Source organism: Duganella qianjiadongensis, from assembly GCF_009857915.1.
Taxonomy (GTDB): Bacteria; Pseudomonadota; Gammaproteobacteria; order Burkholderiales; family Burkholderiaceae_D; genus Rugamonas; species Rugamonas qianjiadongensis.
The window spans coordinates 69,893-94,009 of record NZ_WWCM01000016.1 but is presented as its reverse complement, the minus strand read 5'-3'; the positions used below and the strand labels follow the sequence as shown (position 1 = coordinate 94,009).

Sequence of the window (24,117 nt, the reverse complement as noted above, 5' to 3'; positions counted from 1 at the left end):
CGGCACGATCAAGTCCTGGATGGGCTGGACCCACTTCCTTACGAAAGGGCTGGAGCGCGTCCAGGCCGAGATGGGCCTGCATGTGCTTGCCTATAATTTCAAACGCTTGATGAGCTTGCTTGGCTTTGCCAGGATGATGGAGGCGATCAGGGCATATGCCCTTTTTGCAAGCCTAAAACACTTACTCAGAGCGTTAATCTTGTTGGCCCCACCGAAAGTGCAGACGAGATGGCGAAGCGCCAACAATGCTCTCTGGGGCTTCCAAACTTGCCCATGCAGATAAAATTAATTTCTCGGCACTGCAGAGTGTGTTTTTACACGGTCTGGGCCGATTTCAGCACTTGGCATCACTGTTTGTTTGTAAGCGGAGCTAATTGCTGAAGACATTCATTCTGCTCAAGAATACGCTTAAGTGCCGGCATGTTTTCAATGCAAGAGATTGCAAGTGGGTTCTTGAGCCCGGTCTTATACGAATAAATTAGAGAATAGCGAATTTGTCCGCTAGTGGCCGAGTTCCAATTCAGTGGCCTTCAATTAGACTCAACGAGGTTGAATTTTACGTATCACATTACTAAACGAGTCACTGACAAACAATGTCCCTTGCGAATTTATCGCGATGCCTGCTGGATGGTTGAAGCCTGATGAGCCTCCAATTCCGTCGAGGCTATTCCCACTTGCGCCTCCAGCAAGTGTCGTGACACGCGTGTTCTGATCGATCCGTCGAATCCGATTATTATTATCGTCGGCAACGTATAAAGTCCCGTCTGAATCAACAGCAATTCCCACAGGCGTATAAAATGCTGCCGACTTTCCGATACCATCAGTACTTCCCTCTGTACCAGGACTACCGGCAAGCGTAGTTACCGTTCCGTCAGGCAAAATCTTGAGAACGACATCCGAGGCGGTGACAAACATATTTCCCGACGAATCGAGAGCTATGCCGTACGGATATCCGATAGTAGCTGATTGACCAACACCTTCGGATATACCCTGACGCCCATTGCCTGCAATAGTTGTTACAGTCCCATTTACAGTAATTTTGCGAATAAGGCTATTCCCGGTATCCGCAACATAGACATTTCCAACTGTATCAACCGCAATTCCCTGTGGACCGAGAAATCTCGCGGCTCCCCCTACACCGTCGCTCCTTCCACCGATCCCATTCCCAGCAAATGTGGACACCAAGCCCAACGGCGAAATCTTTCGGATGGAGGAGTTTCCACTATCGGCCACAAAAACATTTCCCTCAGAATCAATTGCGATGCCGCGGGGGCTGCGGAAACTGGCGGCCTTTCCCATGCCATCGCTAAATCCAAGCGTCCCGTTACCAGCAAATGTCGTCACCAAGCCTGCGACACTAATTTTGCGAATGCAATTATTTGAAGTATCGGCGACAAAGGTATTCCCTTGTGCATCAACCGCGACACCTTGTGGGAAATTGAAACTCGCTTGATTACTAACTCCATCCGCGGCGCCAGAGTTCCCGGTGCCTGCAAGGGTAGTTACTACAGCTTCCGCCGTATGACACTCAATTGCAATATTAGTTACATTCGAGCCGTTTACTACGCCGGAACCTTTATTGATTCCACACTGTTGTGCGTAGCCTGGTGGCTGTCTCGAAATTAATACTTGATAGGGGGCACCAGTCGGCAGCAGAGTGGGAAATGCAATCGTGGTGGTATTTTTTGCTACGGCTATCTTGTCAGCGCCATTGGAAACGACCAACCCGTTCACTGACAAGTTCGTAATGGTGCCGCTGAGTGAATAGAGGGGCGAGTTAGGGGGCGTTGAACCGTTGCCTTTAACGCTTCCCCCGCCACACCCTGCAATTGATAGGACGATAGCTATTCCAAACAAAGTACCAAATTTCATATTTTTCCTAATATCATTGGGAATCCGCAATAGCTATCTTGGTTTCGCGGCAATCGAATAGGGCAATAACGCGAAATTACCTCACAAACATTCTCTCCCCTGTTGAGTATTAAAATCATGCGACGACTGAATGCCCGGTTTTCGCTCTGCAGCCAGAACCTAAGGCAATATCATAGTGCCTCAACGTCGCAAAAAGCTCACTAAATGTCACGCTCCCGAATCGCTCAGAGCGGAAATTGGTATCACCAGCAAAACAAACTACTTTTTATGATTCACGATGATTTTTGATATCTGAATGACAGAAAAAGTAGCCATTAAAGGGACGATAAATTCCACAACCGTAATCATGCTTTGATTTTTTAGATAAGGTACGTCAGCAAAAGCCCAATTCACGGCAATAACGCCAGCGATGCAGGCGGACAATCCGATTGCACGAAACGGCTTCGCCTCTTTTCGTAGAAATAAGAATGCGATGCAAATTGCTATTGAGATTATCTCGGCATAAATCGAGGTTAAGACATCTTCCCCGTGTGCGTGGGCTGCACGGCTAACCAACGAAAGCACAACCAAATATATCCAACGACTCTGTCTCAAAAGAACTCCAATACACAAAGCGAGGGGCAATCCAGCGTCTGTAAGTGGCCGCTAGCGGAATGTGATTGAGGTCAGCTTTCCAAAGGCTTGCCATCGACGAGGATGCGGAATTGTTCTCCTGAAAAACCGGCTCTATGGCTACCGTAAATAGCTTTGCCGATTGACTGATAATATATGGAGTCGCTGGCCTCGATAGAAACAGTCGCATCAGAATTTTCCGCACGAATTTTCGCAAGGGCTTCCGCGACTTCATCTGTTGAGCGTAGTGTGACACCATTCAACTCTACGCCGTCATTGTCTGAAATTCGTAGAATAATCATCTTGTCCACATTCACAATTCCAAGAATCAGAAAAAGCAGTGTTTCAGTTTTCAAATTGCTGAACGGCGACTTTTGTCCGAATTCAGCCGACGTCCTACAGGATATCAGCTTGCAAATGAGTAAAGTTCACGGATTCCCACATTAGGCCTGCAGCCACACCATTAGTGGCAAGCGTGTTCCTGCGCTTGGGCATTTCGTGTCCGCGAACTTATGGGCAGAGACCGCCCAGCTAACAAACTTGATGGCGAATGCCCGAGCGTCACTGTGGACGGGGAGGAGGGGAGTGATTGTAAGAGTACAGCCGGCAGAACCTCGTGCGTATATAAACGCGGCCGGCTGTATCTCAGGTCTAGAAGCTGTGCGGCGCAGGGGGAGCTGCGTCGCAGACGGCCTTAGATTTCCAGATTGTCGATCAGACGGGTCGAACCCAGCTTGGCCGCCGCCAGCACCACCAGCGGCGTGCCCTGTGCCAGATCGCCTGCGTTAGGCGGTTGCAGGTCGTTGCGCTTGCGGATGGAGATGTAGTCGGGCTTCCAGCCGCGCTTGGCCAGATCGTCCATGGCGCGGTGTTCGAGCTGGAACACATCCAGATGGCCGTTGCGTACTTCTTCGGCGACGAAGTTCAGGCTCTGGAACAGGGCCGGTGCTTCGGCCCGTTCGGCTTCCGACAGATACATATTGCGCGAGGACAGGGCCAGACCGTCGTCGGCGCGGTAGGTTTCGGCGGCCACGATTTCGGTCGGCATGGCGAACTGGCGCGCCATGTTACGGATGATCATGAGCTGCTGGTAATCCTTTTTACCGAACACGGCCACGCGCGGCTGCACGCACGAGAACAGCTTGGTGACCACGGTGCAGACGCCGTTGAAGAAGCCGGGGCGGAACTCGCCTTCCAGCGTGTTGCCCAGGCCATCTGGCGGCTGCACGCGGTATTCCTGCGGTTCCGGATACAGGTCTTTCTCGGTAGGCGCGAACAGCACGTAGACGCCTTCTTTCTCCAGCTTTTCCACGTCAGCCTGGAAGGTGCGCGGGTATTTGTCGAAGTCCTCGTTGGGGCCGAACTGCAGGCGGTTGACGAAGATCGAGGCCACCACCGGGTCGCCGTGCTTGCGTGCCAGCCGCATCAGCGACAGATGGCCTTCGTGCAGATTGCCCATGGTAGGAACGAATGCCGTACGCAACTGGCCGCTCAGCTGGTCGCGCAGTTCTTCAATCGAGGTAATGATTTTCATGACGTAGTTCTAACGTAAAAAAAGTCGTTAAGGCCGCGCCGGTCAGGCGGGCGAATAGGTCAGCCGCACATAGATCGGTGCAAACGGCTCGGCCTGGGTAATTTCCACCAGCGTTTCTTTGGCCAGTTCCAGCAGCGCGACAAAGTTGACCACCACCACGGGCACGCCGCCAGCGATGTCGAACAGGTCGGCAAACTCGACGAAACGGCTGCTCTGCAGCCGGCGCAGGATGGCGGTCATGTGCTCGCGCACGGACAGTTCTTCGCGGCTGATCTTGTGGTGCTGGACCAGCTTGGCACGCTTCATCACATCGAGCCAGGCCTGTTGCAGATCAACGGGCGTGACATCGGGCCAGCTGGTGACCAGACTCTGCTCGATGAAAATCTGGGTGCGGATGAAATCGCGTCCCACCTGCGGCACGGCGTTGAGGTCGTAGGCGGCCAGCTTGATCTGTTCGTATTCGAGCAGGCGGCGCACCAGTTCGGCCCGCGGATCGTCCAGCTCGGCATCAAGCTCGCTCTGGCGCTGCGGCAGCAGCATGCGTGATTTAATTTCGATCAGCATGGCCGCCATCAGCAGGTATTCCGCCGCCAGTTCCAGATTGGACAGGCGGATCTGGTCCACGTATTTCAGATATTGCAGCGTCAGCTGCGCCATCGGAATGTCGAGAATGTTGAAATTCTGTTTGCGGATCAGGTAGAGCAGCAAGTCCAGCGGACCCTCGAAGGCATCGAGGAAGATTTCCAGCGCGTCCGGCGGAATGTAGAGATCGTTGGGCAGCTTGAGCAGCGGTTCGCCGTACAGGCGGGCGAGGGCGGCCACCTCGGTGGTGACGGCAGCCGCTACCGCCACGGCTTCAGGGCTGACGTCAGGTTCTCCGGATGCAGGCAGCCCCGCCGCCGCATCGAGATCGGCCGCAGGCGCTTGCTGCTCCAGCGTTTCGTCTGGCAAGGTCATTGCTGCTCAGGTAGCGGCAGTCGCTAGCTAAGGGGAGGACTCAGACTTTGTTCTGGTAAACGTAAGCCTGTTGTTTGACGGCCGAAGCCAGCTGGCGTTGCTGTTCATCGAGGGAGATCGGCGGACGGTCCCACAGCAGGGCGCGGCCTTGCTGCTGACGCTCATCCATGCCCGGATTCTTTTCTTTCAGGGCTTTGATGAACAGGGTGTGCTCGGATTCGTACATCGAATGTTGTTTGGACAGTTTCATATAGTCTCTGTGGTTGGATCAGCAAGGCGTATTTTACCGCGCCGCAGCGCAAGCGGGCTAATTTGATGCAGGCCTGACAGCGCGAAATGCATGAATCGGGTATGCTTCATGGCTGATTGTTGCATGATTTTCACGAAACTTCCTGATGAGCGAACGTCTTTCCCCGCGCACCATCCTGCTGCTGACCCTGCCGCCACTGTTGTGGGCTGGCAATACCATCGTCGGCCGCTTGCTGCACGATATGCTGCCGCCGGTGTTGCTGAATTTTCTACGCTGGGCGCTGGCTTTCTGTTTTCTGCTGCCGCTGGCCGGCCCCGTATTGCGTCGCGAGGCCGGACTGTGGCGCTACTGGCGCGAGTATGCAACGCTGGGCTTGCTGGGCATAGGCATGTACAACGCCTTGCAGTACATGGCGCTGCAAAGCTCAACGCCGATCAATGTCACGCTGGTGGCCTCCGGCATGCCGGTGTGGATGATGCTGACGGGCTGGCTGTTTTTCGGCGTGCCGGTCAGCCGCAAGCAGGTAGCGGGCGCCGTGCTGTCGATAGCGGGCGTGGTGCTGGTGCTGGCGCGCGGCGAATGGCGCCATGTACTCGATCTGCGGCTGGTGGCGGGCGATCTGTACATGATCCTCGCTACCATCGCGTGGTCGCTGTATAGCTGGCTGCTGCTGCGTATCAAGGAACCGGCTGCCATCCGCGCCAACTGGGCCAGTTTCCTGCTGGCGCAGGTGGCCTTCGGCGTGCTGTGGTCCGGTGGTTTCGCGCTGGGCGAACAGGCGCTGGGTGCCATGCCGGTGCAATGGAGCTGGCCGCTGCTGGCTGGCCTGTTGTATGTGGCGACGGGGCCGGCCATCGTTGCTTTCGGCTGCTGGGGCGCGGGCGTGCGCGCTGCCGGTCCTGCCATCGGCTCCTTCTTCGTCAACCTCACGCCGCTGTTCACGGCAGTGCTGTCGTCGGCCATCCTCGGCGAAACGCCGCATGCCTACCATGCCGCCGCGTTTGCCCTGATTGTGGGCGGCATCGTGATTTCGGCGCGGCGCTAGCTGCGCAATGCCGCCAATGGCGCGCATAGGCCCGCTGCTGTCTGCTAGCAGCTGGCCGCTTTCAGGGCGTCGATCAGCACGCGTACTTTTTGCGGTAGATGGGGCGTGGCCGGATAGACAGCGTGGATTTCGCTCACTGCCAGCGACCACTCGGGCAGCACGCGCACCAGTCGTCCAGCGGCAATATCGTCTTTCACGGAAAACTCGGTGGCGCGCAGTATGCCGTCGCCCGCCAGCGCGGCAGCGCGGGTGGCATACGCCGTATTCGAGGAAAACACCGTGTTCTGCATCTGCACGGCAGTACTGCTGCCATCGGCTCCGTACAGGGTGAACTGGGTGGGCTGGGCGATCACGGTCAGCGCGATATGGGGCAGGGCGGGCAGGTCTGCCGGCGCTTGCGGTGTGCCGTAGCGGGCCAGAAAGGCCGGGCTGGCCACCAGCCAGCGGCGCAGGTGGGCTATGCGGGTGGCCATGTGGCCGGAATCATCGAGCTTGCCCAGCCTGACCGTCACGTCTATGCCCTCGGCGATCAGGTCGATGCGGTGATCGCTGCATACCAGCTCGATTTTCAGCGCCGGATAGTCGGCTCTGAGCCGCGTCAGCACTGGCGAGAGCACCATCACGCCGTAGTCGACGGGCGAGGCCACGCGCAGCGTGCCTTGTGGCGTCAGGCGTCCGCTGCGTGCCTGTTCGATGGCCTGCTCGGCGGCGCGCAGCAACTGGCGGCTGGCGTCGTAAAAACTGCGGCCGGCTTCTGTCAGGCTGAGCTTGCGGGTGGAGCGGATCAGCAGGCCTACGCCGATTTCTTCTTCCAGCAGCTGCATGTGTTTGCTGACCATGGACTTGGCCAGTCCCAGCCGCTGCGCTGCTGCAGTGAGCGAGCCCGCTTCGACCACGGCAACAAAGGTAGTGAGGCGGTTCAGATTGATGTTGTGCAGGTCTATCATGGGGGGCGATTGTACGCCCCATTGTCCACTTTAGGTGAACTCTGATTCCTGCTTTGTACGGCTTATCGCAACGATACGGCCTGCCTATACTCGCTGTACACCCTTAATGAAACAGGAGTTTCTATGAAGCTGTACGGCATTCCCCTTTCCGGCCACACCCACCGTGTCGAGCTGTTCCTTAAACTGCTGCAGCTGCCGCACGAATACGTGATGGTGGATCTGGCTAACGGTGAACACAAGCAGGCAGCCTTCCTGGCCAAAAACGCGTTCGGTGAGATTCCCGTACTGGAAGATGGCGATGTCACGCTGGCCGATTCCAACGCCATCCTCGTGTATCTGGCCTCGCGCTACGATGTCAGTGGCTTGTGGCTGCCGCGCGATGCCGTGGTGGCGGCGCAGGTGCAGCGCTGGCTGTCTATCGCTGCCGGCAAGATCGCTGGCGGACCGGCGACGGCGCGTCTGGTCAACGTGTTCGGCGCCCAGCGCAATCTGGCCGCGGCCCAGAGCATGGCTACCCAGCTGTTCGGCGTGATGGAGCAGGAACTGCAGCAGCGTAGCTGGCTGGCCGGCGAGCACCCTACCATTGCCGATGTGGCCTGCTACAGCTATATCGCGCATGCGCCGGAAGGCGGCATTTCGCTCAAGCCTTATCCCAAGCTGCGCGCGTGGCTGGACGCGATCCGCGCCTTGCCCGGCTTTGTGACTATGCCAGTGACAGCCGTGGGCCTGGCCAGCGAGGAGATGTAATCATGACGACCTTCCATGCGGGAGAACTGGCGATGCAGGAGCGCGTGGGCATGCGCGAGCGCATTGCTGGTGCGGCGGATTTCATCCGTCCCTTCATGCCGCAGCAGCACCGCGATTTCTTTGCCAGTCTGCCGTTTTTCTATCTGGCTGCGCTCGATGCCAGCGGCCAGCCGTGGGCTACATTGCTGGCGGCGCAAACGGGTTTCATCAGCACGCCGGATGAAGCCACTTTGCAGATAGCTGGCGGGCTGCTGGCCGGTGATCCGCTGGAAGGTCTGTTAGAGGTGGGTGCTCATGTGGGCGGTCTGGGGCTGGAGCCCACCACGCGGCGGCGCAACCGTCTCAATGGCGAGATCGTGCAGCGTGACGGGAACAGCCTGCAGATTGCCGTGCGCCAGAGTTTTGGCAACTGCCCCAAATATATCCAGAGCCGCCAGCATTATCCGGTGCAGCACGATGGCGCCGCAGCGCAGGTTTGGCGTTCTTCGTCGCTGAGCGAGGCCGATCGCGCGCTGATTGCGGCGGCCGACACCTACTTTATTGCCAGCGCCCACATGGCCGACGATGCAGGGCAGGGGCGCGGGGTCGATATGTCTCACCGTGGCGGCAAGCCCGGTTTCGTGCTGGTGGAAGATGAGCGCACCCTGCTGGCGCCCGAGTTTGTGGGGAATTTCTTCTTCAACACGCTGGGCAATCTGGCCAGGGATGCCAGAGCGGGCTTATTGTTTATCGATTTTGCCAGCGGCGATCTGCTGCATCTGGCTGTCGAAGCAGAGATCATCTGGGAAGGTCCGCAGCTGGCGGCGTTTGCAGGTGCCGAGCGGCTGCTGCGCTTCCATGTGCGCGAAGTGGTGCGTCATGCGGGCGCCTTGCCCTTGCGCTGGAGCGCGCCAGAGCAGGCGCGCCAGCTAGAGCGTACGGGCAGCTGGCACGACGCCTAGGGCGGCTGGAAGAGGGTGTCGGATTAGACCCGACTAGACCCGACTAGACCGGATTAGACTCGATTAGACTCGATTAGACCGGATTAGACTGGGGCGGGCAAAATGGGCAGGCGGCAGGCGGCAGGCGGCAGGCGGTGAGGCCGCGCCGCCGAACCTAATTGCGCAACATGCGCCGCATCACCAGCGGTGGCGGCTCCAGCGGATTAGCGTGCGAGTATTCAAGCTCTTCTGCCAGCTCGAATTCGAAAGCGGTGTAGAAGTCGATCAGCCGTGGCTGGTCGCTGCGCACGGCCAGACGCATTTCTTCGATACCTGCTGCCAGACCGTGATGGATCACGGCCTCCAGCAGGTGTTGCGAGATATTCTGGCCGCGAAAATCGGCCAGCACGCCCATGCGGCAGATTTCCCACACGTCGGCATCGTCATCGAGCGGCAGCCAGCGCACCGAGCCTACCGGTGCATCTTCAACCAGTAAAACAAAACCGCCGCCGGTACGCAGATGTTCTGCGACCAGTACGGCGGTTTCGCGGTGGCCACTGGAAGTGACATTGACTTTGCCGGCCCACGCAGCGCGCGTGAGCTCGGCAATCAAGGGTGCATCGTCCAGCGTCGCTTCGCGTACCACGATGTTCATGCGCAGTCCCTGGCTGATGTCTTAGCTGATGCGCATGCCCGGCTCGGCGCCCGGCCATGGGTTGAGGATGTAGATGCCCGGCTTGGCTTTCTCGTCGACGGCGGAAGCGGCCATCACCATGCCTTCGGATACGCCGAACTTCATCTTGCGTGGCGCCAGATTAGCCACCAGCACGGTCAGCTTGCCGATCAGGTCTTCCGGCTGGTACATGGATTTGATGCCCGAGAAGACGTTACGCAGACGGCCTTCGCCAGCGTCCAGCGTCAGGCGCAGCAACTTGTCCGAGCCTTCCACGTGTTCGCAGTTGACGATTTTGGCGATACGCAGATCGACCTTGAAGAAGTCGTCCACCGAGATTTCCGGCGCAATCACTTCGATGCCCGTTTCCGTCACCTGTACCGCTGGTGCGGCCTTGGCTTTGGCTGGTTTCTCGGCCTTGGCTGCCGGTGCGGCGGCTGGCGCGGCAGCTGCCTGCGGTGCGTCGAACAGGTCTTCGATCATCTTCGGATCGACCCGCGTCATCAGGTGGGCGTAGGCGCCGATGGTGCGGCCCAGCATGGCGCTGGCCACCACGCCGCTGGCCACGTTGGTCTGGGTCCAGTCGAATTTCTCGTCATTGAGGAACTTGGCCACGTTGGCAGCGACGCCCGGCAGCACTGGCGACAGTAGGATGGACAGCTGGCGGAACAGGATCAGCGCGGTGGTGCAGACATCGTGCAGTTCGGCCAGTTTGCTGTCGTCCTTGGCGAGGATCCACGGCTTGTTCTCGTCCACGTACTGGTTGGCGTAGTCGGCGATCTCCATGATCTCGCGCAGCGCCTTGCCGAACTCGCGGGTTTCGAAGTTGGCGGCGATGCTGGCCTGACGCTCGGTGCCTTCGGCCGTGACCAGCGCCCGCTTGATCCATGCCTGTGCATGGTCGGACAGGGTGGTAGCCAGCTTGCCGTCGAATTTCTTGGCGATGAAGCCGGCGCAGCGCGAAGCGATGTTGACGTATTTGCCGATCAGGTCAGAGTTCACGCGGGCGACGAAGTCTTCACCCGTGAAGTCCAGATCTTCCACTTTGGAGTTCAGCTTGAAGGCGATGTAGTAGCGCAGCCATTCCGGATTCATGCCCAGATTCAGGTAGCGCAGCGGCGAAATGCCGGTGCCGCGCGACTTGGACATTTTCTCGTTGTTGACGGTCAGGTGGCCGTGCACCGCCACGCGCATGCGTTCGATGGTCGGATGGTCGGCGAACTTCAGCATGGCAGGCCAGAACAGCAGGTGGAAGGACACGATGTCCTTGCCGATGAAGTGGATCTGTTCCGTTTGCGGGTCGGCCAGCAGGGCGTCGAAATCGATGCCTTGCTTGTCGCAGTAGTTTTTCAGCGAAGCCAGATAGCCGACCGGCGCGTCCAGCCAGACGTAGAAGTATTTGCCCGGTGCGTCAGGAATCGGGATGCCGAAGTAGGGCGCATCGCGCGAGATATCCCAGTCGGCCAGTTTTTCGCCCGCTTCGCCCAGCCACTCCGAGACCTTGTTGACCATCTCGGGCTGCAAACGGCCCGGGGTGTTGAGCCATTCGCGCAGGAATTCGTAGCAGCGTTTGTCGGACAGCTTGAAGAAATACTGTTCCGAAGGCTTGAGCACGGGCGTGGCGTTGGTGAACACCGAGAACGGGTTGACCAGATCGGTAGGCTGGTAGGCGGCGCCGCAGACTTCGCAGTTATCGCCATACTGGTCCTTGGCGCCGCATTTCGGGCATTCGCCCTTGATGTTGCGGTCGGCTAGGAACATGCCTTTGACGGGGTCAAAGAAGCGGTCCACGGTCTTGGTCTGGATCAGGCCGGCATCGCGCAGCTTGCGGTAGATGCCTTGCGACAGTTCCACGTTTTCCGGCGAGTCGGTCGAGTACCAGTTGTCGAAAGCGATATGGAAGCCGTCCAGATACTGGGCGCGGCCCGCGGCGATCTTGGCCACGAATTCCTGTGGCGTGATGCCTTCTTTCTCAGCGGCAATCATGATCGGCGTGCCGTGGGTATCGTCGGCGCCGACAAAGTGCACCACGCGGGCGGCGTCGCCATCACGCTGCATTCGCTGGAACCGGACCCAGATGTCGGCCTGGATGTACTCCATCATGTGGCCTATGTGGAAAGCGGCGTTAGCGTAGGGCAGGGCAGTGGTGACGAACAGCTTGCGAGTCATGGTTGTTGCACTTTGTGGGTGGAAAAGGAACATTTTACCAGCGGAAGCCGCATCAGGTCATCTTCCGCGGCCTGCGTCAGCGGTTTTTGGCCACGATGCGCTAGAATGTGGGCACATTTCACGGAGATTTACATGAGCATTACAGTTGAAGAGCTTATTGGTCAGGTCAAGGCCGAACTGGCCCGCATTATCGATCCGAACACGGGGAAGGATTTTGTCAGCGGCAAGGCCGTGAAGAATCTGAAAGCAGAAGGCGGCAACGTCAGCTTTGATATCGAGCTCGGTTATCCGGCCCGCAGCCAGTTTGACGCCATCCGCGCGCTGGTGACGGACGCCGTGCGTGTCTTGCCGGGCGTGAGCAGCGTGACCGTGCAGGTGAGCAGCAAGATCATCGCCCACACGGTGCAGCGCGGCCTGAAGCTGATGCCTAATGTAAAAAATATCATAGCCGTGGCTTCCGGCAAGGGCGGGGTGGGCAAATCCACCACGGCCGTCAATCTGGCGCTGGCGCTGGCCGCCGAGGGCGCTTCTGTCGGTCTGCTCGATGCCGATATCTATGGCCCGTCGCAGCCGATGATGCTGGGCGTGTCCGGCCGCCCTGAAACGCTGGACGGCAAGTCCATGGAGCCGCTGGAGAATTACGGCGTGCAGGTATCGTCGATCGGTTTCCTGATCGATCCGGACGAGCCTATGGTCTGGCGCGGCCCGATGGTGACGCAGGCGCTGCAGCAGCTGCTGGAGCAGACCAACTGGCGCGATCTCGACTATCTGGTGGTGGACATGCCGCCCGGTACGGGCGATATCCAGCTGACGCTGTCGCAGAAAGTGCCGGTCACGGGCGCCGTGATCGTCACCACGCCGCAGGATATCGCTCTGCTGGATGCGCGCAAGGGACTGAAAATGTTCGAGAAAGTCGGCATTCCTATTCTGGGCATCGTGGAAAACATGAGTACCCATGTGTGCTCGAACTGCGGCCATGTCGAGCATATTTTCGGCGAAGGCGGCGGCGCCAAGATGTGCGCCGACTTCAAGGTCGATTTCCTCGGTTCGCTGCCGCTGACCATGGCGATCCGCCAGCAGGCCGATTCCGGCAAGCCTACCGTGGTGGCCGAGCCGGATGGCCAGGTGGCTGGTATCTACAAAGATATCGCGCGCAAAATTGCAGTACAGGTCTCGGAGAAGGCCAAAGATATGACCAGTAAGTTCCCTAGTATTGTGATCAAAAACGACTAACCGGAGAACCTTATGACTCACTTGAAACAGCGTCTGATGCTAGCCGCCAGCCTGATGCTGGCTGTTAGCACTGCTTTTGCCCAGCAATCCGTAGCGTTTGTGGAGCCGGCTGACGGTGCCACTGTCAGTAGCCCGTTCAAAGTGAAGTTTGCCGTAACGGGCATGGACATCAAGCCGGCAGGGGATATGACGGCCAATGCCGGCCACCATCATCTGCTGATCAACGCGGCGCCCGTGAAGGCGGGCGAAGTGGTGCCGGCGGATGAGACGCATATCCACTTCGGCAAGGGACAGACGGAGACGGAGGTCAAACTGGCGCCCGGCACTTACAAGCTGTCCCTGCAGTTTGCCAACGGCTTGCATCAGTCCTATGGTCCCGGCATGAGCAAGGACATTACGATTACCGTTAAATAGATACGTCAGCTTCAGGCGTGCATACAGCCTGAACTTGTCAGCGGCGGTCTTTGTGGCCGCCGTCTTTATTTTGGAAGTTGTGTACGCTAGATTTGCTAGCGTGACCACTGTCTCCTGAGTTCACTTGCAATCGTACCTGCGATCTTCTCATTCTCGTCGAGCAAGGTGGTATCGGAACTGGCATTTTCACGACCGTATGCACCATGGCGTTTGAGCAGGAATTGATCGAACGCTGCCTTACTGATTGGTTTGGTATTTGCCAGCACCGCTAGTAAAAGATGCCGCTTCATAATTCGATTCCTTTGGCATTCATGTAGTTTGAAAGTAATCGCCAACTGATGGAGTCCGGGTTTAGGTCGAATGATAAATTTGCCGATTCGCCAAATAGTTGCCACAAACGACGCCCAGCGCCTGTTTCTACGAGTTTGCTGATGCGTTTGCAGGATTGATATCTTGACGGTAGCCGTTTTAGTACTACGGTGGGAATCGCGCCATCAAAACCTAAGCATGACCATACATAGTAGCCCCTAATTGGATTTTTGACCCAATTGAATGATTCGAAGTTCCCCGCAGCGCTCACTTTGATAGATTTGATGGGGAGCTCATCAGATAGCCGATGCGCACAAAAAATTTCTTTAATGACGCTGCGAGGTCCAATTCCTTGATGGGTATAGGTTTCCTTCAGTACGAATACCGCATTACGCAAATGCATCGATGTGCCGCCTGGTTCTACTACAAGATAGCGGTACATTGCTTCGTCAAATATATCGTTACGAACGATGAAGGCGATGGCATTTTCCACTTGTTTTACCACTATCTTGCTATTCCTAGGGGCGCCGGTAAGTTCGATGATTTCGTGTTCGTTTAAAAAGTTTTCTGGGTTAGCGAGTTGTATGCAGACTTCAACCGTTTCGGGCGCGAACCACTCTTGATAAGTAGCATCCATGGTGCTGCGTTTCCTGATGCGGGAGTGGTCTAGTTTAGTTTTTCAGAGTCGGCAAAGTATTGAGGTAGCTGAAGCTCTATGCGCCATGCCTGCGCCGACGGAGTAAAATAGCGGTCTTTATATCTCAGCTTTATTATTCCGATGACTAACGCACCAGCCAAGCCAGTCCGTACCCGTTTTGCTCCTAGCCCGACCGGCTACCTCCATCTGGGCGGCGCCCGTACCGCGCTGTATTCGTGGGCGTTTGCCCGCCATTTCGGCGGCACCTTCGTGCTGCGGATTGAAGATACCGATCTGGAGCGTTCCACCCCTGAAGCCGTACAGGCGATTATCGACGGCATGGCATGGCTGGGCCTGACGCACGACGAAGGTCCGTTCTACCAGATGCAGCGCATGGACCGCTATCGCGAAGTGATCGCGCAGATGCTGGAGGCGGGCACCGCCTATCACTGCTATTCGTCGCCGGAAGAAGTGCAAGCCATGCGTGACCGTGCCACCGCTGCCGGCGAGAAGCCGCGCTACGACGGCACCTGGCGGCCGGAAGAGGGTAAGGTGCTGCCTGCCATTCCTGAGGGCCGCAAGCCGGTGGTGCGCTTCAAGAACCCGCTTGATGGCGAAGTGAGCTGGAACGATTTCGTCAAAGGTACGATCACCATCGGTAATAAGGAACTGGACGATCTGGTCATCGCCCGTCCGGACGGCACGCCCACCTATAACTTCTGCGTGGCCATCGACGATCTGGATATGGAAATCAGCCACGTGCTGCGCGGCGACGACCACGTGAACAATACACCACGCCAGATCAACATCCTGCGCGCCATCGGTGCGCCGCTGCCGGAATACGGCCACCTGCCGATGATTCTCGGTTCCGACGGCCAGAAAATGTCCAAGCGTAAGGATGCCGTGAACGTGATGCAGTATCCGGCCGAAGGCTATCTGCCGGAAGCCATCCTCAACTATCTGGCCCGTCTGGGCTGGAGCCACGGCGACGACGAAGTGTTCTCGATGGAGCAGGTGTGTGCATGGTTCGACGGTAGCCACCTGTCGAATTCCGCTGCCCAGTTCAATATCGAAAAACTCAACTGGCTCAATAACCACTATATCAAGCAGGCCGACAACGAACGTCTGGCTGCGCTGGCCCAGCCGCGCATGCAGGCGAACGGCGCTGTATTTGTAGGCGCACCGGCACTGCCGGCCGTGCTGGCGCTGATGAAAGAGCGCGTCAATACCGTCAACGAGCTGGCCGATGCCGCCATGCTGTTCTACCGCGCGCCGCAGCCGGACGCCGCGCTGCTGGCCCAGCACCTGACGGATGCCGTGAAACCGGCGCTGGCACAATTTGCCGAACGTTGCAAAACGGTAGAGTGGAGCAAGGAAGCGCTGTCGGCCATGATGAAAGAAGTGCTGGCAGCGAACGGCCTGAAAATGCCGCAGATGGCCATGCCCTTGCGTTTGCTGATCACCGGCCAGTTGCAGACGCCCGCCATCGACGCCGTGCTGCAGATCTTCGGTCGCGATACCGTGCTGGCCCGTCTGGCGGCACTGGGCTGATTTCTGGATTGAAATCAGAGCAAAGTTGCAAAAGGGTATTTGCAGAGCGCAGCTTCTTTGCTATACTCTTGTTTCTGCAGCAAACGGGGGTATAGCTCAGCTGGGAGAGCGCTTGCATGGCATGCAAGAGGTCAGCGGTTCGATCCCGCTTACCTCCACCACGTTGCAGAATTGATTGTTCGCAGTCCCCATCGTCTAGAGGCCTAGGACATCACCCTTTCACGGTGAGTACGGGGGTTCGAATCCCCCTGGGGACGCCAAGTAGTTGTGTAGTTGACGTTGTTTGTACTGATTGTTTGAAGTTAGGCTGCGGCCCGATAGATATACAAGTAGTGAAAACAAAAGTCGCGCAAGCGGCTTTTATTATTTCTGCGCCCGGGGGGTATAGCTCAGCTGGGAGAGCGCTTGCATGGCATGCAAGAGGTCAGCGGTTCGATCCCGCTTACCTCCACCAACAGCGTAGAAGTGATAGCGTAGCAGTGACCGTAGTGCCAAGGTCCCCATCGTCTAGAGGCCTAGGACATCACCCTTTCACGGTGAGTACGGGGGTTCGAATCCCCCTGGGGACGCCAGCTTAGCCAGAGCTGACGAGTAGTGAGTAGTAAAAAAGTAGCACACAGAAGACTTTCTGCGCCCGGGGGGTATAGCTCAGCTGGGAGAGCGCTTGCATGGCATGCAAGAGGTCAGCGGTTCGATCCCGCTTACCTCCACCACTAAATGCGCGGGAAGCACAGACATGTCCCCATCGTCTAGAGGCCTAGGACATCACCCTTTCACGGTGAGTACGGGGGTTCGAATCCCCCTGGGGACGCCAGGATAGATAGAAAAGCCGCCTAGAGCGGCTTTTTTTACGTGCGGCGCCAGTTTGTGGTGATGCCGCCAATATTGCAGCAGTTTCGCCGGTTTTTTGCCGCTGGAAGCAGGTTTCTGTTGCGCAGCGGGGCGAACGCTGATATGATTCGCGCCTTAGAAAAGTCCCCATCGTCTAGAGGCCTAGGACATCACCCTTTCACGGTGAGTACGGGGGTTCGAATCCCCCTGGGGACGCCAGGATTTTTCTAACAGGTCAGCAGTACGGACAGTTTTCTGTCCCCATCGTCTAGAGGCCTAGGACATCACCCTTTCACGGTGAGTACGGGGGTTCGAATCCCCCTGGGGACGCCAGATCAAGCAAAAAGCCGCCTCGTGCGGCTTTTTGCTTTTCTGCGCCGGCTCACCACATGATGGGGTTGTAGGGCGGGCTGCCCGGCGGACGGAACCAGTTGCCATGATAGGCCGCCAGCGCCGCCCGGGCTGCCTCGCGCGCAAGCGGATCGTACAGGCCCGTGTTCAGACTGCTGCCCAGCGCCGGATTGACGCTCAGATAGGCCAGCGCTGCCGCCGGATTGCCCATCAGACCGGCAGCGTTCGTCATCATGCCGGCCTGCTGCGGCGCCACCGCCTGCGCAGTCTGCAGGCCCACGGCCAGCAGCACATCGGGCATGCCGTAGCCGGTGTGGCTCTGGTCGGCCTGACTGACGCGCCGCGCGCTGGCGCGGATTAGCTGGAACAGCCGTTCCACCCGCTCGGCGCCGCGTCCCATATAGGGCTGGGTCTGGAAATCGGGGTGGTGCGCCAGCGTCAGTGCTGCCAGTCCGGTCACGTGCGGGGTGGCCATGGAGGTACCGTCCCAGACCGCGAAATTATTCGGCGGCACGCAGGACAGAATGGCCACGCCGGGAGCACACACGCCAACCTGCGGGCCGAAGCAGCTGAAGCTGGCCGTGAAGTAGCCATAGGCATCGACATTCTGTGACAGCGTCTGGGCGTGGTAGCTATCGGCCGGGAATTCATCGAGCTTGCCCACTGCCGCCACTGCCAGCACATTGGGCGAGGAGGCCGGATACTGCACGGGTCCGCCGGAATTGCCTGCAGCGACGATGCAGGCAATGCCGGCCCGCTTGGCGCGGATGATCTGCTGTTCCAGCGCTTCCGATACTTCCGTGCCGCCCAGACTCAGATTGACCACATCGATCTGCTTGTCGATGCAGTATTCGAGCGCATCGATCAGCTGGCTGATCTGGCCACCGGGGAATAGCTTGCAGGCGTGGACTTCGGCATCCGGCGCAAAACCCCGTATGCCGGAAGCGATATCGGCGGCGGCGATGATGCCGGCACAGTGGGTGCCGTGGCCCAGCGTATCCTGCTCCCAGCCATCGGGATTGGTTTTCTTGTTGAGTACATCGAAACCGGCGCGTATGCCGTGCAGATTGTCGTGAGTGGTGGCGGCGCCGGAATCGATGATGGCGATCTTGATGCCCTGACCGCGATAATTGCCGGGCAGCTGATCGAGCCGCATGGCCTTCTGCCCCCAGCAGTAGCAGCGCTGGCGCGGGAAGCCTGTCAGTGCGGGCCAGTCGGACAGGGCGCGCAGCGCTACCACGTTGGTCTGTTCGCTCTGGATGTCGGGATCGCGCTGGTAGAAGCTCCAGTAATCGGCCTTGGGTTTGATGTATAGTCCACGCACCGACTGGGCCGTTTCACCATATAGCGCAAGGCTTACTTCGCCGTTCGCATCGGTGACGCCAGTGGCAGGCAGCATGCTGCCAAACAGTGATACCTCAGCTTCTGCAAGCCCGGCGCCTTCCGATCCCGTCACGCGGATGGCCACACTGAGTACGGGGCCGCCGCTCGGCAGCACGCCGGTGACCATGGCCGGCTGCAGCAGCTGGGCATCGAGCAGATTCAGGTGCTGGTCCGGCTCGACCAGCAGCCGGCCCTGTCCCTGCTGGTGCAGGATGCCGGCTTTCTGCTCCGTCATGCGCGCTACCAGCACGCCCTGTGAACCGCCCATGCCGTCGGCCAGCGCACCGAGTACGGATTTGGGGCCGACCTTGTCGACCACTTCGATATCGGCGCTATTGCGCAGCGCCTGCTCCAGCGCCGAGAACTGCAGTGGCTGCACGCCCAGGGTCTGCAGGCCTTCGTTCTGGCGTGCAGCGATCACATATTGTTTTTTGCGCGCGCCTATGGTGCGCGCTGCAGCGCTGCTGTCCGCGCTGGCACTGGCCGCCGTGCTGCTGGTGGAACTGCTGCCGGTGGTGGTGCTGCCGGCACTGCTGCCACGGCCGCTACGGCTGGCGCTTTCGCCTGCCAGCATGGCGCTCTCGCCGGCGTCGGGGTCCGGCGCGACACTGACGCCGTCATTGGGGTTGGACTTGGCCATGGATCTTCCTTTCACAGCGGGCCAGCCGAGAGCATGTCGAACATGGTCAGCGGCTGGTCCGGCTCTATAGTCAGTTGGGGGGAGGTGTTGCGGAATTGCTGGTCCAGCGCGCGCGCCTTGCTGCTGCTGATTTCCACCACCAGCGTGTGCGGCGCGTCGGGCGGGCCGATGCGGTCGAGGATGCGTATCTCCGGATCCAGCTCTGCATGCCGGAGAAAATCCTGCATGACCAGATGCTCGCTGGCGTGGATCAGATAGTGCGCGGGCGCGGTCTGCGCGTCTAACATGGGTGCCTCCTGTGTAGTGCGAGCCCTCCGCATAGCGGCGGAGGGCGGGGCGGGGATCAGTGCAGGGTTTGCTGGCCGGCGTACAAGCCGCTGTTACCGGCATTGGCCATTTGCGCCTGCTGCGCCAGCTGCGCGAGCTGGGCTTGCTGCACCTGCTGCTGGGCATAAGCCGCCATCACAGGATCGACCGCGAAGGGCAGCATGCCGCCCAGCTGGCCGGCATAACCGCCGATGGTGCCGCCCAGCTGGCCGTGGCCGAAGGCGCTGCCGATGGCCTGGCCGAGTGGCTGGCCAACCGACTTGATGATGTTGCCGAACCAGCCTTGCGGCGCAATGCCTTGTGCCTGCTGCATCTGCTGGAGCTGTTGCAGCTGCTGCAGTTGCTGTAATTGCTGGAGCTGTTGCTGCTGTGCCGCCTGCTGGACATAGGCCTGCTGCACGGGATCGACCGCGAAGGGCAGCATGCCGCCCAGCTGGGCCGCATAACCGCTTATGGTGCTGCCTAGCTGGCCGTGGCCGAAGGCATTGCCTATGGTCTGGCCCAGCGGCTGCGCCACGCTCTTCACGATATTGCCGAACCAGCCCTGTGGCGCGAGCTGGGCCTGCTGCTGTAGCAGCTGCTGCTGTTGCGCCTGTTGAGCATAGGCTGCAGTGACGGGGTCGACGGCCAGCGGCAGGAAGGCGCCGCCGATACCACCGGCAGCCTGACCGATCTGGTTGCCGAGCTGGGAATTACCCAGCAGGCCGCCTATGCCTCGGCCTATCAGTCCGCCCAGTGGGGCGCCGAGCAGACTGCCGAAAAAACCTTGTGGCGCGAGGCCGCTCTGCTGCGGCAGCATGGCGCCAGCGTAGTACTGTTGTAGCTCATTCATGGCAATTCCTTTCATGGTGGGAGATGCATCGCAATCGGGGCCAGCATGGGCGCAGGACCGCATGCCGGAGCAGTTTTGACTGCGCACGCGCGGGGAAGTTCAGGCTACATTCAGCGCCGAAGCGGCATGCGATTCTGCTGGGCCTAGGGCGGATCGGGTATCATCTTGCCTCGTTCATTTTCTGCCCTGCCATGACTAGCCTGACCCGCCTCGATCTGTTCTGCCGCGTTGTCGATAACTACGGCGATATCGGTATCTGCTGGCGGCTGGCACGCCAGCTTCAGCGCGAGCACGCGATTGCCGTCACGCTGTGGGTGGACGATCTGGTGAGCTTCCGCCGCATCTGTTCTGCGGTTGAGGTAACGGCCGACACGCAGCTGCAGGCTGGCGTCACCGTGCGCCACTGGCGTAGCATGGATGGCGTCTTCACTGCCGATGATGTGGCCGACATCGTGATCGAATTCTTCGCCGTCGACATACCGCCGGCTTATCTGCAGGCCATGCGCGCGCGCGCTGTGCGTCCGGTCTGGTTCAATCTGGAAGGGCTGACGGCGGAAGAGTGGGTGGAGGGCTGCCATGGTCTGAGCTCGACCCATCCCCAGCTAGGCCTGATCAAGCATTTCTTCTTCCCCGGCTTCACGGCAAAGACGGGCGGTCTGCTGCTGGAGGCCGGGCTGCCGCAGCAGCGCCGTGCATTCCAGGCCGATGCGGCGGCGCGTAGCGCATTTCTCGCTGCGCTGGGGCTCACCCCGGACGAGACGGCGGCGCGGCTGGTCAGCCTGTTCTGCTATCCCCATGCGCCGGTGGCCGAACTGCTGGCAGCATGGCAGCACGATGTCACGCCTACCACCTGTCTGGTGCCGGAGGGCGTGGCTGCCGATGCTGTGCAGGCTTTTCTGGGCAAGGCGGCCGTGGCCGGTGCCAGCGCGACGCATGGCGCGCTGACCGTGCGCGTGCTGCCCTTCGTGCCGCAGGATGACTACGACCGTCTGCTCTGGGCCTGCGACCTGAACTTCGTACGCGGCGAAGATTCGTTCGTGCGCGCGCAATGGGCCGGGCGTCCCTTTGTCTGGCACATCTACCCGCAGGACGAGCAGCTGCATCACAAGAAGCTGCGCGCCTTCCTGCAGCGCTATGCGGACACGCTGCCGGCCCTGAGCGAACTCAGTCTGCAGTGGAATGGCGCCGGCAACAGCGCGGCCAGCTGGCCCGCCTTATGGACAGCCTATCGCGAACAGATGCCGGCCATGCAGGCACAGGCCGAAGCATGGCAGCAGCAGATGCTGGCGCTCGGTGATCTGGCCGGCAATCTGCTGCGTTTCGCTGCCACGCCGAGATAGGCGAGACGGCAAAAGCAAGGTATAATGCTGGGTTAATCTATTGCACATTTTTACCTGATCAACCGTGAGCTTCAGGCGGTACGCCGAGCAACAGATGATTTTTACGCAACCTACTTAGATCGAATATTTACTATGAAACCTGCAAAAGAAATTCGTGTTGGCAACATCATCATGGTTGACAGCAAGCCTATGATCGTTCTGCGTTCCGACGTCAACGGCTCGAGCCGCACGGGCTTCACCTACAAATGGAAGATGAAAAATCTTCTGACCAACGCTCCGATGGAAAACGTCTTCCGTGGCGACGACAAATTCGACGTAGTTGTTCTGGACAAGAAGCCAGTTACCTACTCGTACTTCGCTGACCCGCTGTACGTGTTCATGGACGCTGACTACGAACAGTACGAAATCGAAGAAGAAAACCTGGGCGATGCACTGAACTACCTGAAAGACGGTATGGAATGCGAAGCCGTGTTCTACGATGGCAAAGCGATCTCGGTCGAACTGCCAACCACCATCGCGCGTAAAGTGGTGTACTCGGAGCCTGCAGTCAAGGGCAACACTTCGGGCAACGTGCTGAAAGAAGCCAAAATCGAAAACGCTATCGAAGCACATTGCTTCACCGTGCAAGTGCCACTGTTCGTGAGCCAGGACGACGTGATCGAAATCGACACCCGCACCAACGAATACAAGCGTATCGTTCGCGACTAATCTGTCAGTCTGTTGTAAGACTGCGTCAAAAAGGCCGTAAATTCGGCCTTTTTGCCCTTAAAAAGCCCGCTAGCAGTTCGCTAGCGGGCTTTTTTCATTGAAAATCAGAAATTATTTGCCAAATCGTAAGAATTTTTATGGTACGGCTGGCAACACGCTGCTATATTTATGAGATGCAATAAGTTGCGCACGCGTTAATTCTGTTTCTTTTCGATGGGGATGGCATGGACCGCAGGGAATTCGTACGTATCGGCTTGGCGGCAGGTGCTGCCGCGGGCAGCAGCCGGGTGCTGGCAGCACCGTCGGCGGCGGCCTACAAGTTCGGTGCGGGCGGCATCCTGGAAGCTGGCGTACGCGAGCAGCAACAGATGATGGAGGCTGGCAAGCTGACCTCCCATGCACTGACCTCGCAGTATCTGGCCCGCATCCGCAACATCGACAAAGCCGGCCCGCGCCTGAACGCCATCATCGAGATCAATCCCGAAGCACTGAAGATCGCGCTGGAGATGGACCGCGAGCGCATGCTCAAGCGCCTGCGCGGTCCGCTGCATGGCATCCCCGTTCTACTCAAAGACAATATCGCCACCGGCGACCGCATGAGCACCACGGCCGGATCGCTGGCGCTGAACGGCGTGCGCGCAGCGCGCGATGCGCACGTGGTGGCGCAACTGCGCGCGGCCGGTGCTGTCATCATCGGCAAGACCAATCTGAGCGAGTGGGCCAATATGCGCTCCACCCATTCCGTCAGCGGCTGGAGCGCGCGCGGCGGCCTGACGCTGAACCCGTATTCGCTGGACCGTAACTGCAGCGGCTCCAGCTCCGGTTCGGGCGCGGCGATTGCCGCCAATCTGGCGACACTGGCCGTGGGCACGGAGACTGATGGTTCCATCGTTTCGCCCGCGTCGATCTGCGGCGTGGTCGGCATCAAGCCCACGCTGGGTCTGGTGAGCCGCAGCGGCATTATTCCTATCGCCCATTCGCAGGATACGGCAGGGCCGATGGCACGCAGCGTGGCCGATGCAGCGCTGATGCTGGCGGCCATGGTGGGGGTGGATGCGGATGATGAAGCCACCGCCGAGAGTCGCGGCAAAGCCGCCGACTATAGCGCGGCGCTGGAAAAGGGCGGACTGCAGGGCAAGCGCATCGGCGTGGCGCGTAACTTCTTCGGCGCCAATCCGGAAGTGGACATGGTGATCGAGCGCGCGCTGGAGGATCTGGCAGCGCAGGGCGCGATGCTGGTGAATACCGAGGTGCCGAACGCCAGCAAGTACGGCGAGACGGAAACCGAAGTGCTGCTGTACGAATTCAAGGCGGATCTGGAAGCCTATCTGAAAAAATATGCACCCCATGCGCCGGTGGCGAACATGGCCGACGTGATTGCCTTCAACAAGAAGAATCACGCGCGCGAACTCAAATACTTCGGGCAGGAATATCTGGAGCAGGCGCACAGCAAGGGCGATCTGGAAACCCCGGCCTACCGCGATGCCTTGCTGAATAACCGGCGCTATGCGCGCGCCGAAGGCATAGACCAGGTGATGCAGCAGCATCAGCTCGATGCGCTGGTGGCGCCCACCGGCGGTCCGGCGTGGCTGACCGACTTTATCAATGGCGACCACTATGGCGGCAGCTTCTCGTCGCCGGCCGCCGTGGCCGGCTATCCCCACATCACCGTGCCGGCCGGGCATGTGCAAGGCCTGCCGGTGGGCTTGTCGTTTGTGGGCGCAGCCTACAGCGAAGCGCTGCTGATCCGCATGGCCTACTGCTACGAGCAGGCCACCCGCCATCGCCGGGCACCGCAGTTCCCGGCCAGCGTTTCGCTCAGCGTGCGCTAGGCA

At 59.1% G+C, this 24,117-nt stretch carries 23 protein-coding genes, 8 tRNA genes and 1 pseudogene; 18 read left to right on the top strand and 14 right to left on the bottom strand.

Going from position 1 to position 24,117, the window contains the following annotated elements; translation table 11 throughout:
* Positions 1-154, top strand: a pseudogene (locus tag GTP27_RS23875) (IS5/IS1182 family transposase); the annotation flags it as partial.
* Between the two features lie 386 nt (positions 155-540).
* Here GTP27_RS23875 and GTP27_RS19170 read toward each other — a convergent pair.
* The 6 genes from GTP27_RS19170 to GTP27_RS19145 form a co-directional block, all read right to left on the bottom strand.
* A complete protein-coding gene (locus tag GTP27_RS19170) occupies positions 541-1,872 on the bottom strand; it encodes an NHL repeat-containing protein (RefSeq protein WP_161040742.1) in 1,332 nt (443 codons plus the stop codon).
* 258 nt (positions 1,873-2,130) lie between these two features.
* Positions 2,131-2,466, bottom strand: coding sequence for a hypothetical protein (locus tag GTP27_RS19165; RefSeq protein WP_161040741.1), 336 nt, complete (start codon positions 2,464-2,466; stop codon positions 2,131-2,133).
* Positions 2,467-2,537: 71 nt separating this feature from the next.
* Positions 2,538-2,795 (bottom strand): ExbD/TolR family protein, encoded by a 258-nt coding sequence (locus GTP27_RS19160; protein ID WP_161040740.1) that lies wholly within the window; start codon positions 2,793-2,795, stop codon positions 2,538-2,540.
* A 383-nt stretch (positions 2,796-3,178) separates the two neighbouring features.
* Complete coding sequence (gene panC, locus GTP27_RS19155) at positions 3,179-4,018, bottom strand: pantoate--beta-alanine ligase (protein ID WP_155435072.1); 840 nt, start codon at positions 4,016-4,018, stop codon at positions 3,179-3,181.
* Positions 4,019-4,060: 42 nt separating this feature from the next.
* The gene (locus tag GTP27_RS19150; protein WP_161040739.1) at positions 4,061-4,975 is read right to left on the bottom strand and encodes a segregation and condensation protein A; all 915 of its coding nucleotides are present in this window, start codon (positions 4,973-4,975) and stop codon (positions 4,061-4,063) included.
* Between the two features lie 40 nt (positions 4,976-5,015).
* A complete protein-coding gene (locus GTP27_RS19145) occupies positions 5,016-5,225 on the bottom strand; it encodes a DUF3460 family protein (RefSeq protein WP_155435074.1) in 210 nt (69 codons plus the stop codon).
* 145 nt (positions 5,226-5,370) lie between these two features.
* On the opposite strand from GTP27_RS19145, the gene GTP27_RS19140 reads away from it, so the two are divergent.
* Positions 5,371-6,270, top strand: a complete 900-nt coding sequence (locus GTP27_RS19140; protein ID WP_161040738.1) for a DMT family transporter — start codon at positions 5,371-5,373, stop codon at positions 6,268-6,270.
* A 44-nt stretch (positions 6,271-6,314) separates the two neighbouring features.
* Here GTP27_RS19140 and GTP27_RS19135 read toward each other — a convergent pair whose 3' ends face one another.
* On the bottom strand, positions 6,315-7,217 hold the full coding sequence (locus GTP27_RS19135) for a LysR family transcriptional regulator (RefSeq protein WP_161040737.1): 903 nt from the start codon (positions 7,215-7,217) through the stop codon (positions 6,315-6,317).
* Between the two features lie 123 nt (positions 7,218-7,340).
* Between GTP27_RS19135 and GTP27_RS19130 the strand changes: the two genes are divergently transcribed.
* Complete coding sequence (locus tag GTP27_RS19130; RefSeq protein ID WP_161040736.1) at positions 7,341-7,964, top strand: glutathione S-transferase family protein; 624 nt, start codon at positions 7,341-7,343, stop codon at positions 7,962-7,964.
* A gap of 2 nt (positions 7,965-7,966) precedes the next feature.
* A complete protein-coding gene (locus GTP27_RS19125) occupies positions 7,967-8,905 on the top strand; it encodes a pyridoxamine 5'-phosphate oxidase family protein (protein WP_161040735.1) in 939 nt (312 codons plus the stop codon).
* Positions 8,906-9,059: 154 nt separating this feature from the next.
* On the opposite strand, the gene GTP27_RS19120 is transcribed toward GTP27_RS19125, so the two are convergent.
* Positions 9,060-9,539, bottom strand: a complete 480-nt coding sequence (locus GTP27_RS19120) for a GNAT family N-acetyltransferase (RefSeq protein ID WP_161040734.1) — start codon at positions 9,537-9,539, stop codon at positions 9,060-9,062.
* Positions 9,540-9,560: 21 nt separating this feature from the next.
* Positions 9,561-11,726, bottom strand: coding sequence for a methionine--tRNA ligase (gene metG / locus GTP27_RS19115; protein ID WP_229634245.1), 2,166 nt, complete (start codon positions 11,724-11,726; stop codon positions 9,561-9,563).
* 132 nt (positions 11,727-11,858) lie between these two features.
* On the opposite strand from metG, the gene apbC reads away from it, so the two are divergent.
* Both apbC and GTP27_RS19105 read left to right on the top strand, forming a co-directional pair.
* Positions 11,859-12,959, top strand: coding sequence for an iron-sulfur cluster carrier protein ApbC (gene apbC / locus GTP27_RS19110; protein ID WP_161040732.1), 1,101 nt, complete (start codon positions 11,859-11,861; stop codon positions 12,957-12,959).
* A 12-nt stretch (positions 12,960-12,971) separates the two neighbouring features.
* Complete coding sequence (locus GTP27_RS19105; RefSeq protein ID WP_161040731.1) at positions 12,972-13,373, top strand: DUF4399 domain-containing protein; 402 nt, start codon at positions 12,972-12,974, stop codon at positions 13,371-13,373.
* A 95-nt stretch (positions 13,374-13,468) separates the two neighbouring features.
* Here the strand turns inward: GTP27_RS19105 and GTP27_RS19100 are convergent, their stop codons facing one another.
* Positions 13,469-13,663, bottom strand: coding sequence for a hypothetical protein (locus tag GTP27_RS19100; RefSeq protein ID WP_161040730.1), 195 nt, complete (start codon positions 13,661-13,663; stop codon positions 13,469-13,471).
* On the bottom strand, positions 13,660-14,319 hold the full coding sequence (locus GTP27_RS19095; RefSeq protein ID WP_161040729.1) for a hypothetical protein: 660 nt from the start codon (positions 14,317-14,319) through the stop codon (positions 13,660-13,662). The genes GTP27_RS19100 and GTP27_RS19095 overlap by 4 nt, the downstream gene beginning before the upstream one ends.
* A gap of 141 nt (positions 14,320-14,460) precedes the next feature.
* Between GTP27_RS19095 and gltX the strand changes: the two genes are divergently transcribed.
* The 9 genes from gltX to GTP27_RS19050 all read left to right on the top strand — a co-directional run bounded on the left by gltX (position 14,461) and on the right by GTP27_RS19050 (position 17,034).
* Positions 14,461-15,870, top strand: a complete 1,410-nt coding sequence (gene gltX / locus GTP27_RS19090; protein WP_161040728.1) for a glutamate--tRNA ligase — start codon at positions 14,461-14,463, stop codon at positions 15,868-15,870.
* 85 nt (positions 15,871-15,955) lie between these two features.
* Positions 15,956-16,031, top strand: a tRNA-Ala gene (locus GTP27_RS19085).
* A gap of 23 nt (positions 16,032-16,054) precedes the next feature.
* Positions 16,055-16,130 (top strand) — tRNA-Glu (locus GTP27_RS19080).
* A gap of 118 nt (positions 16,131-16,248) precedes the next feature.
* Positions 16,249-16,324 (top strand) — tRNA-Ala (locus GTP27_RS19075).
* 42 nt (positions 16,325-16,366) lie between these two features.
* Positions 16,367-16,442: transfer RNA gene (locus GTP27_RS19070), tRNA-Glu, on the top strand.
* A gap of 65 nt (positions 16,443-16,507) precedes the next feature.
* Positions 16,508-16,583, top strand: a tRNA-Ala gene (locus GTP27_RS19065).
* 25 nt (positions 16,584-16,608) lie between these two features.
* Positions 16,609-16,684 (top strand) — tRNA-Glu (locus GTP27_RS19060).
* Positions 16,685-16,844: 160 nt separating this feature from the next.
* Positions 16,845-16,920 (top strand) — tRNA-Glu (locus GTP27_RS19055).
* 38 nt (positions 16,921-16,958) lie between these two features.
* Positions 16,959-17,034 (top strand) — tRNA-Glu (locus tag GTP27_RS19050).
* 49 nt (positions 17,035-17,083) lie between these two features.
* On the opposite strand, the gene GTP27_RS19045 is transcribed toward GTP27_RS19050, so the two are convergent.
* The 3 genes from GTP27_RS19045 to GTP27_RS19035 are packed head-to-tail and all read right to left on the bottom strand — an operon-like array spanning position 17,084 to position 20,234.
* Complete coding sequence (locus tag GTP27_RS19045) at positions 17,084-19,075, bottom strand: S8 family serine peptidase (protein WP_161040727.1); 1,992 nt, start codon at positions 19,073-19,075, stop codon at positions 17,084-17,086.
* Positions 19,076-19,086: 11 nt separating this feature from the next.
* Complete coding sequence (locus GTP27_RS19040) at positions 19,087-19,362, bottom strand: hypothetical protein (protein ID WP_161040726.1); 276 nt, start codon at positions 19,360-19,362, stop codon at positions 19,087-19,089.
* A 56-nt stretch (positions 19,363-19,418) separates the two neighbouring features.
* Positions 19,419-20,234 carry a hypothetical protein gene (locus GTP27_RS19035; protein ID WP_161040725.1) on the bottom strand — a complete coding sequence of 272 codons (816 nt, stop codon included), beginning with the start codon at positions 20,232-20,234 and terminating at the stop codon, positions 19,419-19,421.
* A 191-nt stretch (positions 20,235-20,425) separates the two neighbouring features.
* On the opposite strand from GTP27_RS19035, the gene earP reads away from it, so the two are divergent.
* The 3 genes from earP (at position 20,426) to GTP27_RS19020 (ending at position 24,114) form a co-directional block, all read left to right on the top strand.
* Positions 20,426-21,574: an elongation factor P maturation arginine rhamnosyltransferase EarP gene (earP, locus tag GTP27_RS19030; RefSeq protein ID WP_161040724.1), complete on the top strand. Its 1,149-nt coding sequence runs from the start codon at positions 20,426-20,428 to the stop codon at positions 21,572-21,574.
* 132 nt (positions 21,575-21,706) lie between these two features.
* Positions 21,707-22,282 carry an elongation factor P gene (locus GTP27_RS19025; protein WP_161040723.1) on the top strand — a complete coding sequence of 192 codons (576 nt, stop codon included), beginning with the start codon at positions 21,707-21,709 and terminating at the stop codon, positions 22,280-22,282.
* A 224-nt stretch (positions 22,283-22,506) separates the two neighbouring features.
* On the top strand, positions 22,507-24,114 hold the full coding sequence (locus GTP27_RS19020) for an amidase (protein ID WP_161040722.1): 1,608 nt from the start codon (positions 22,507-22,509) through the stop codon (positions 24,112-24,114).
* The last annotated feature ends 3 nt before the right edge of the window (positions 24,115-24,117 follow it).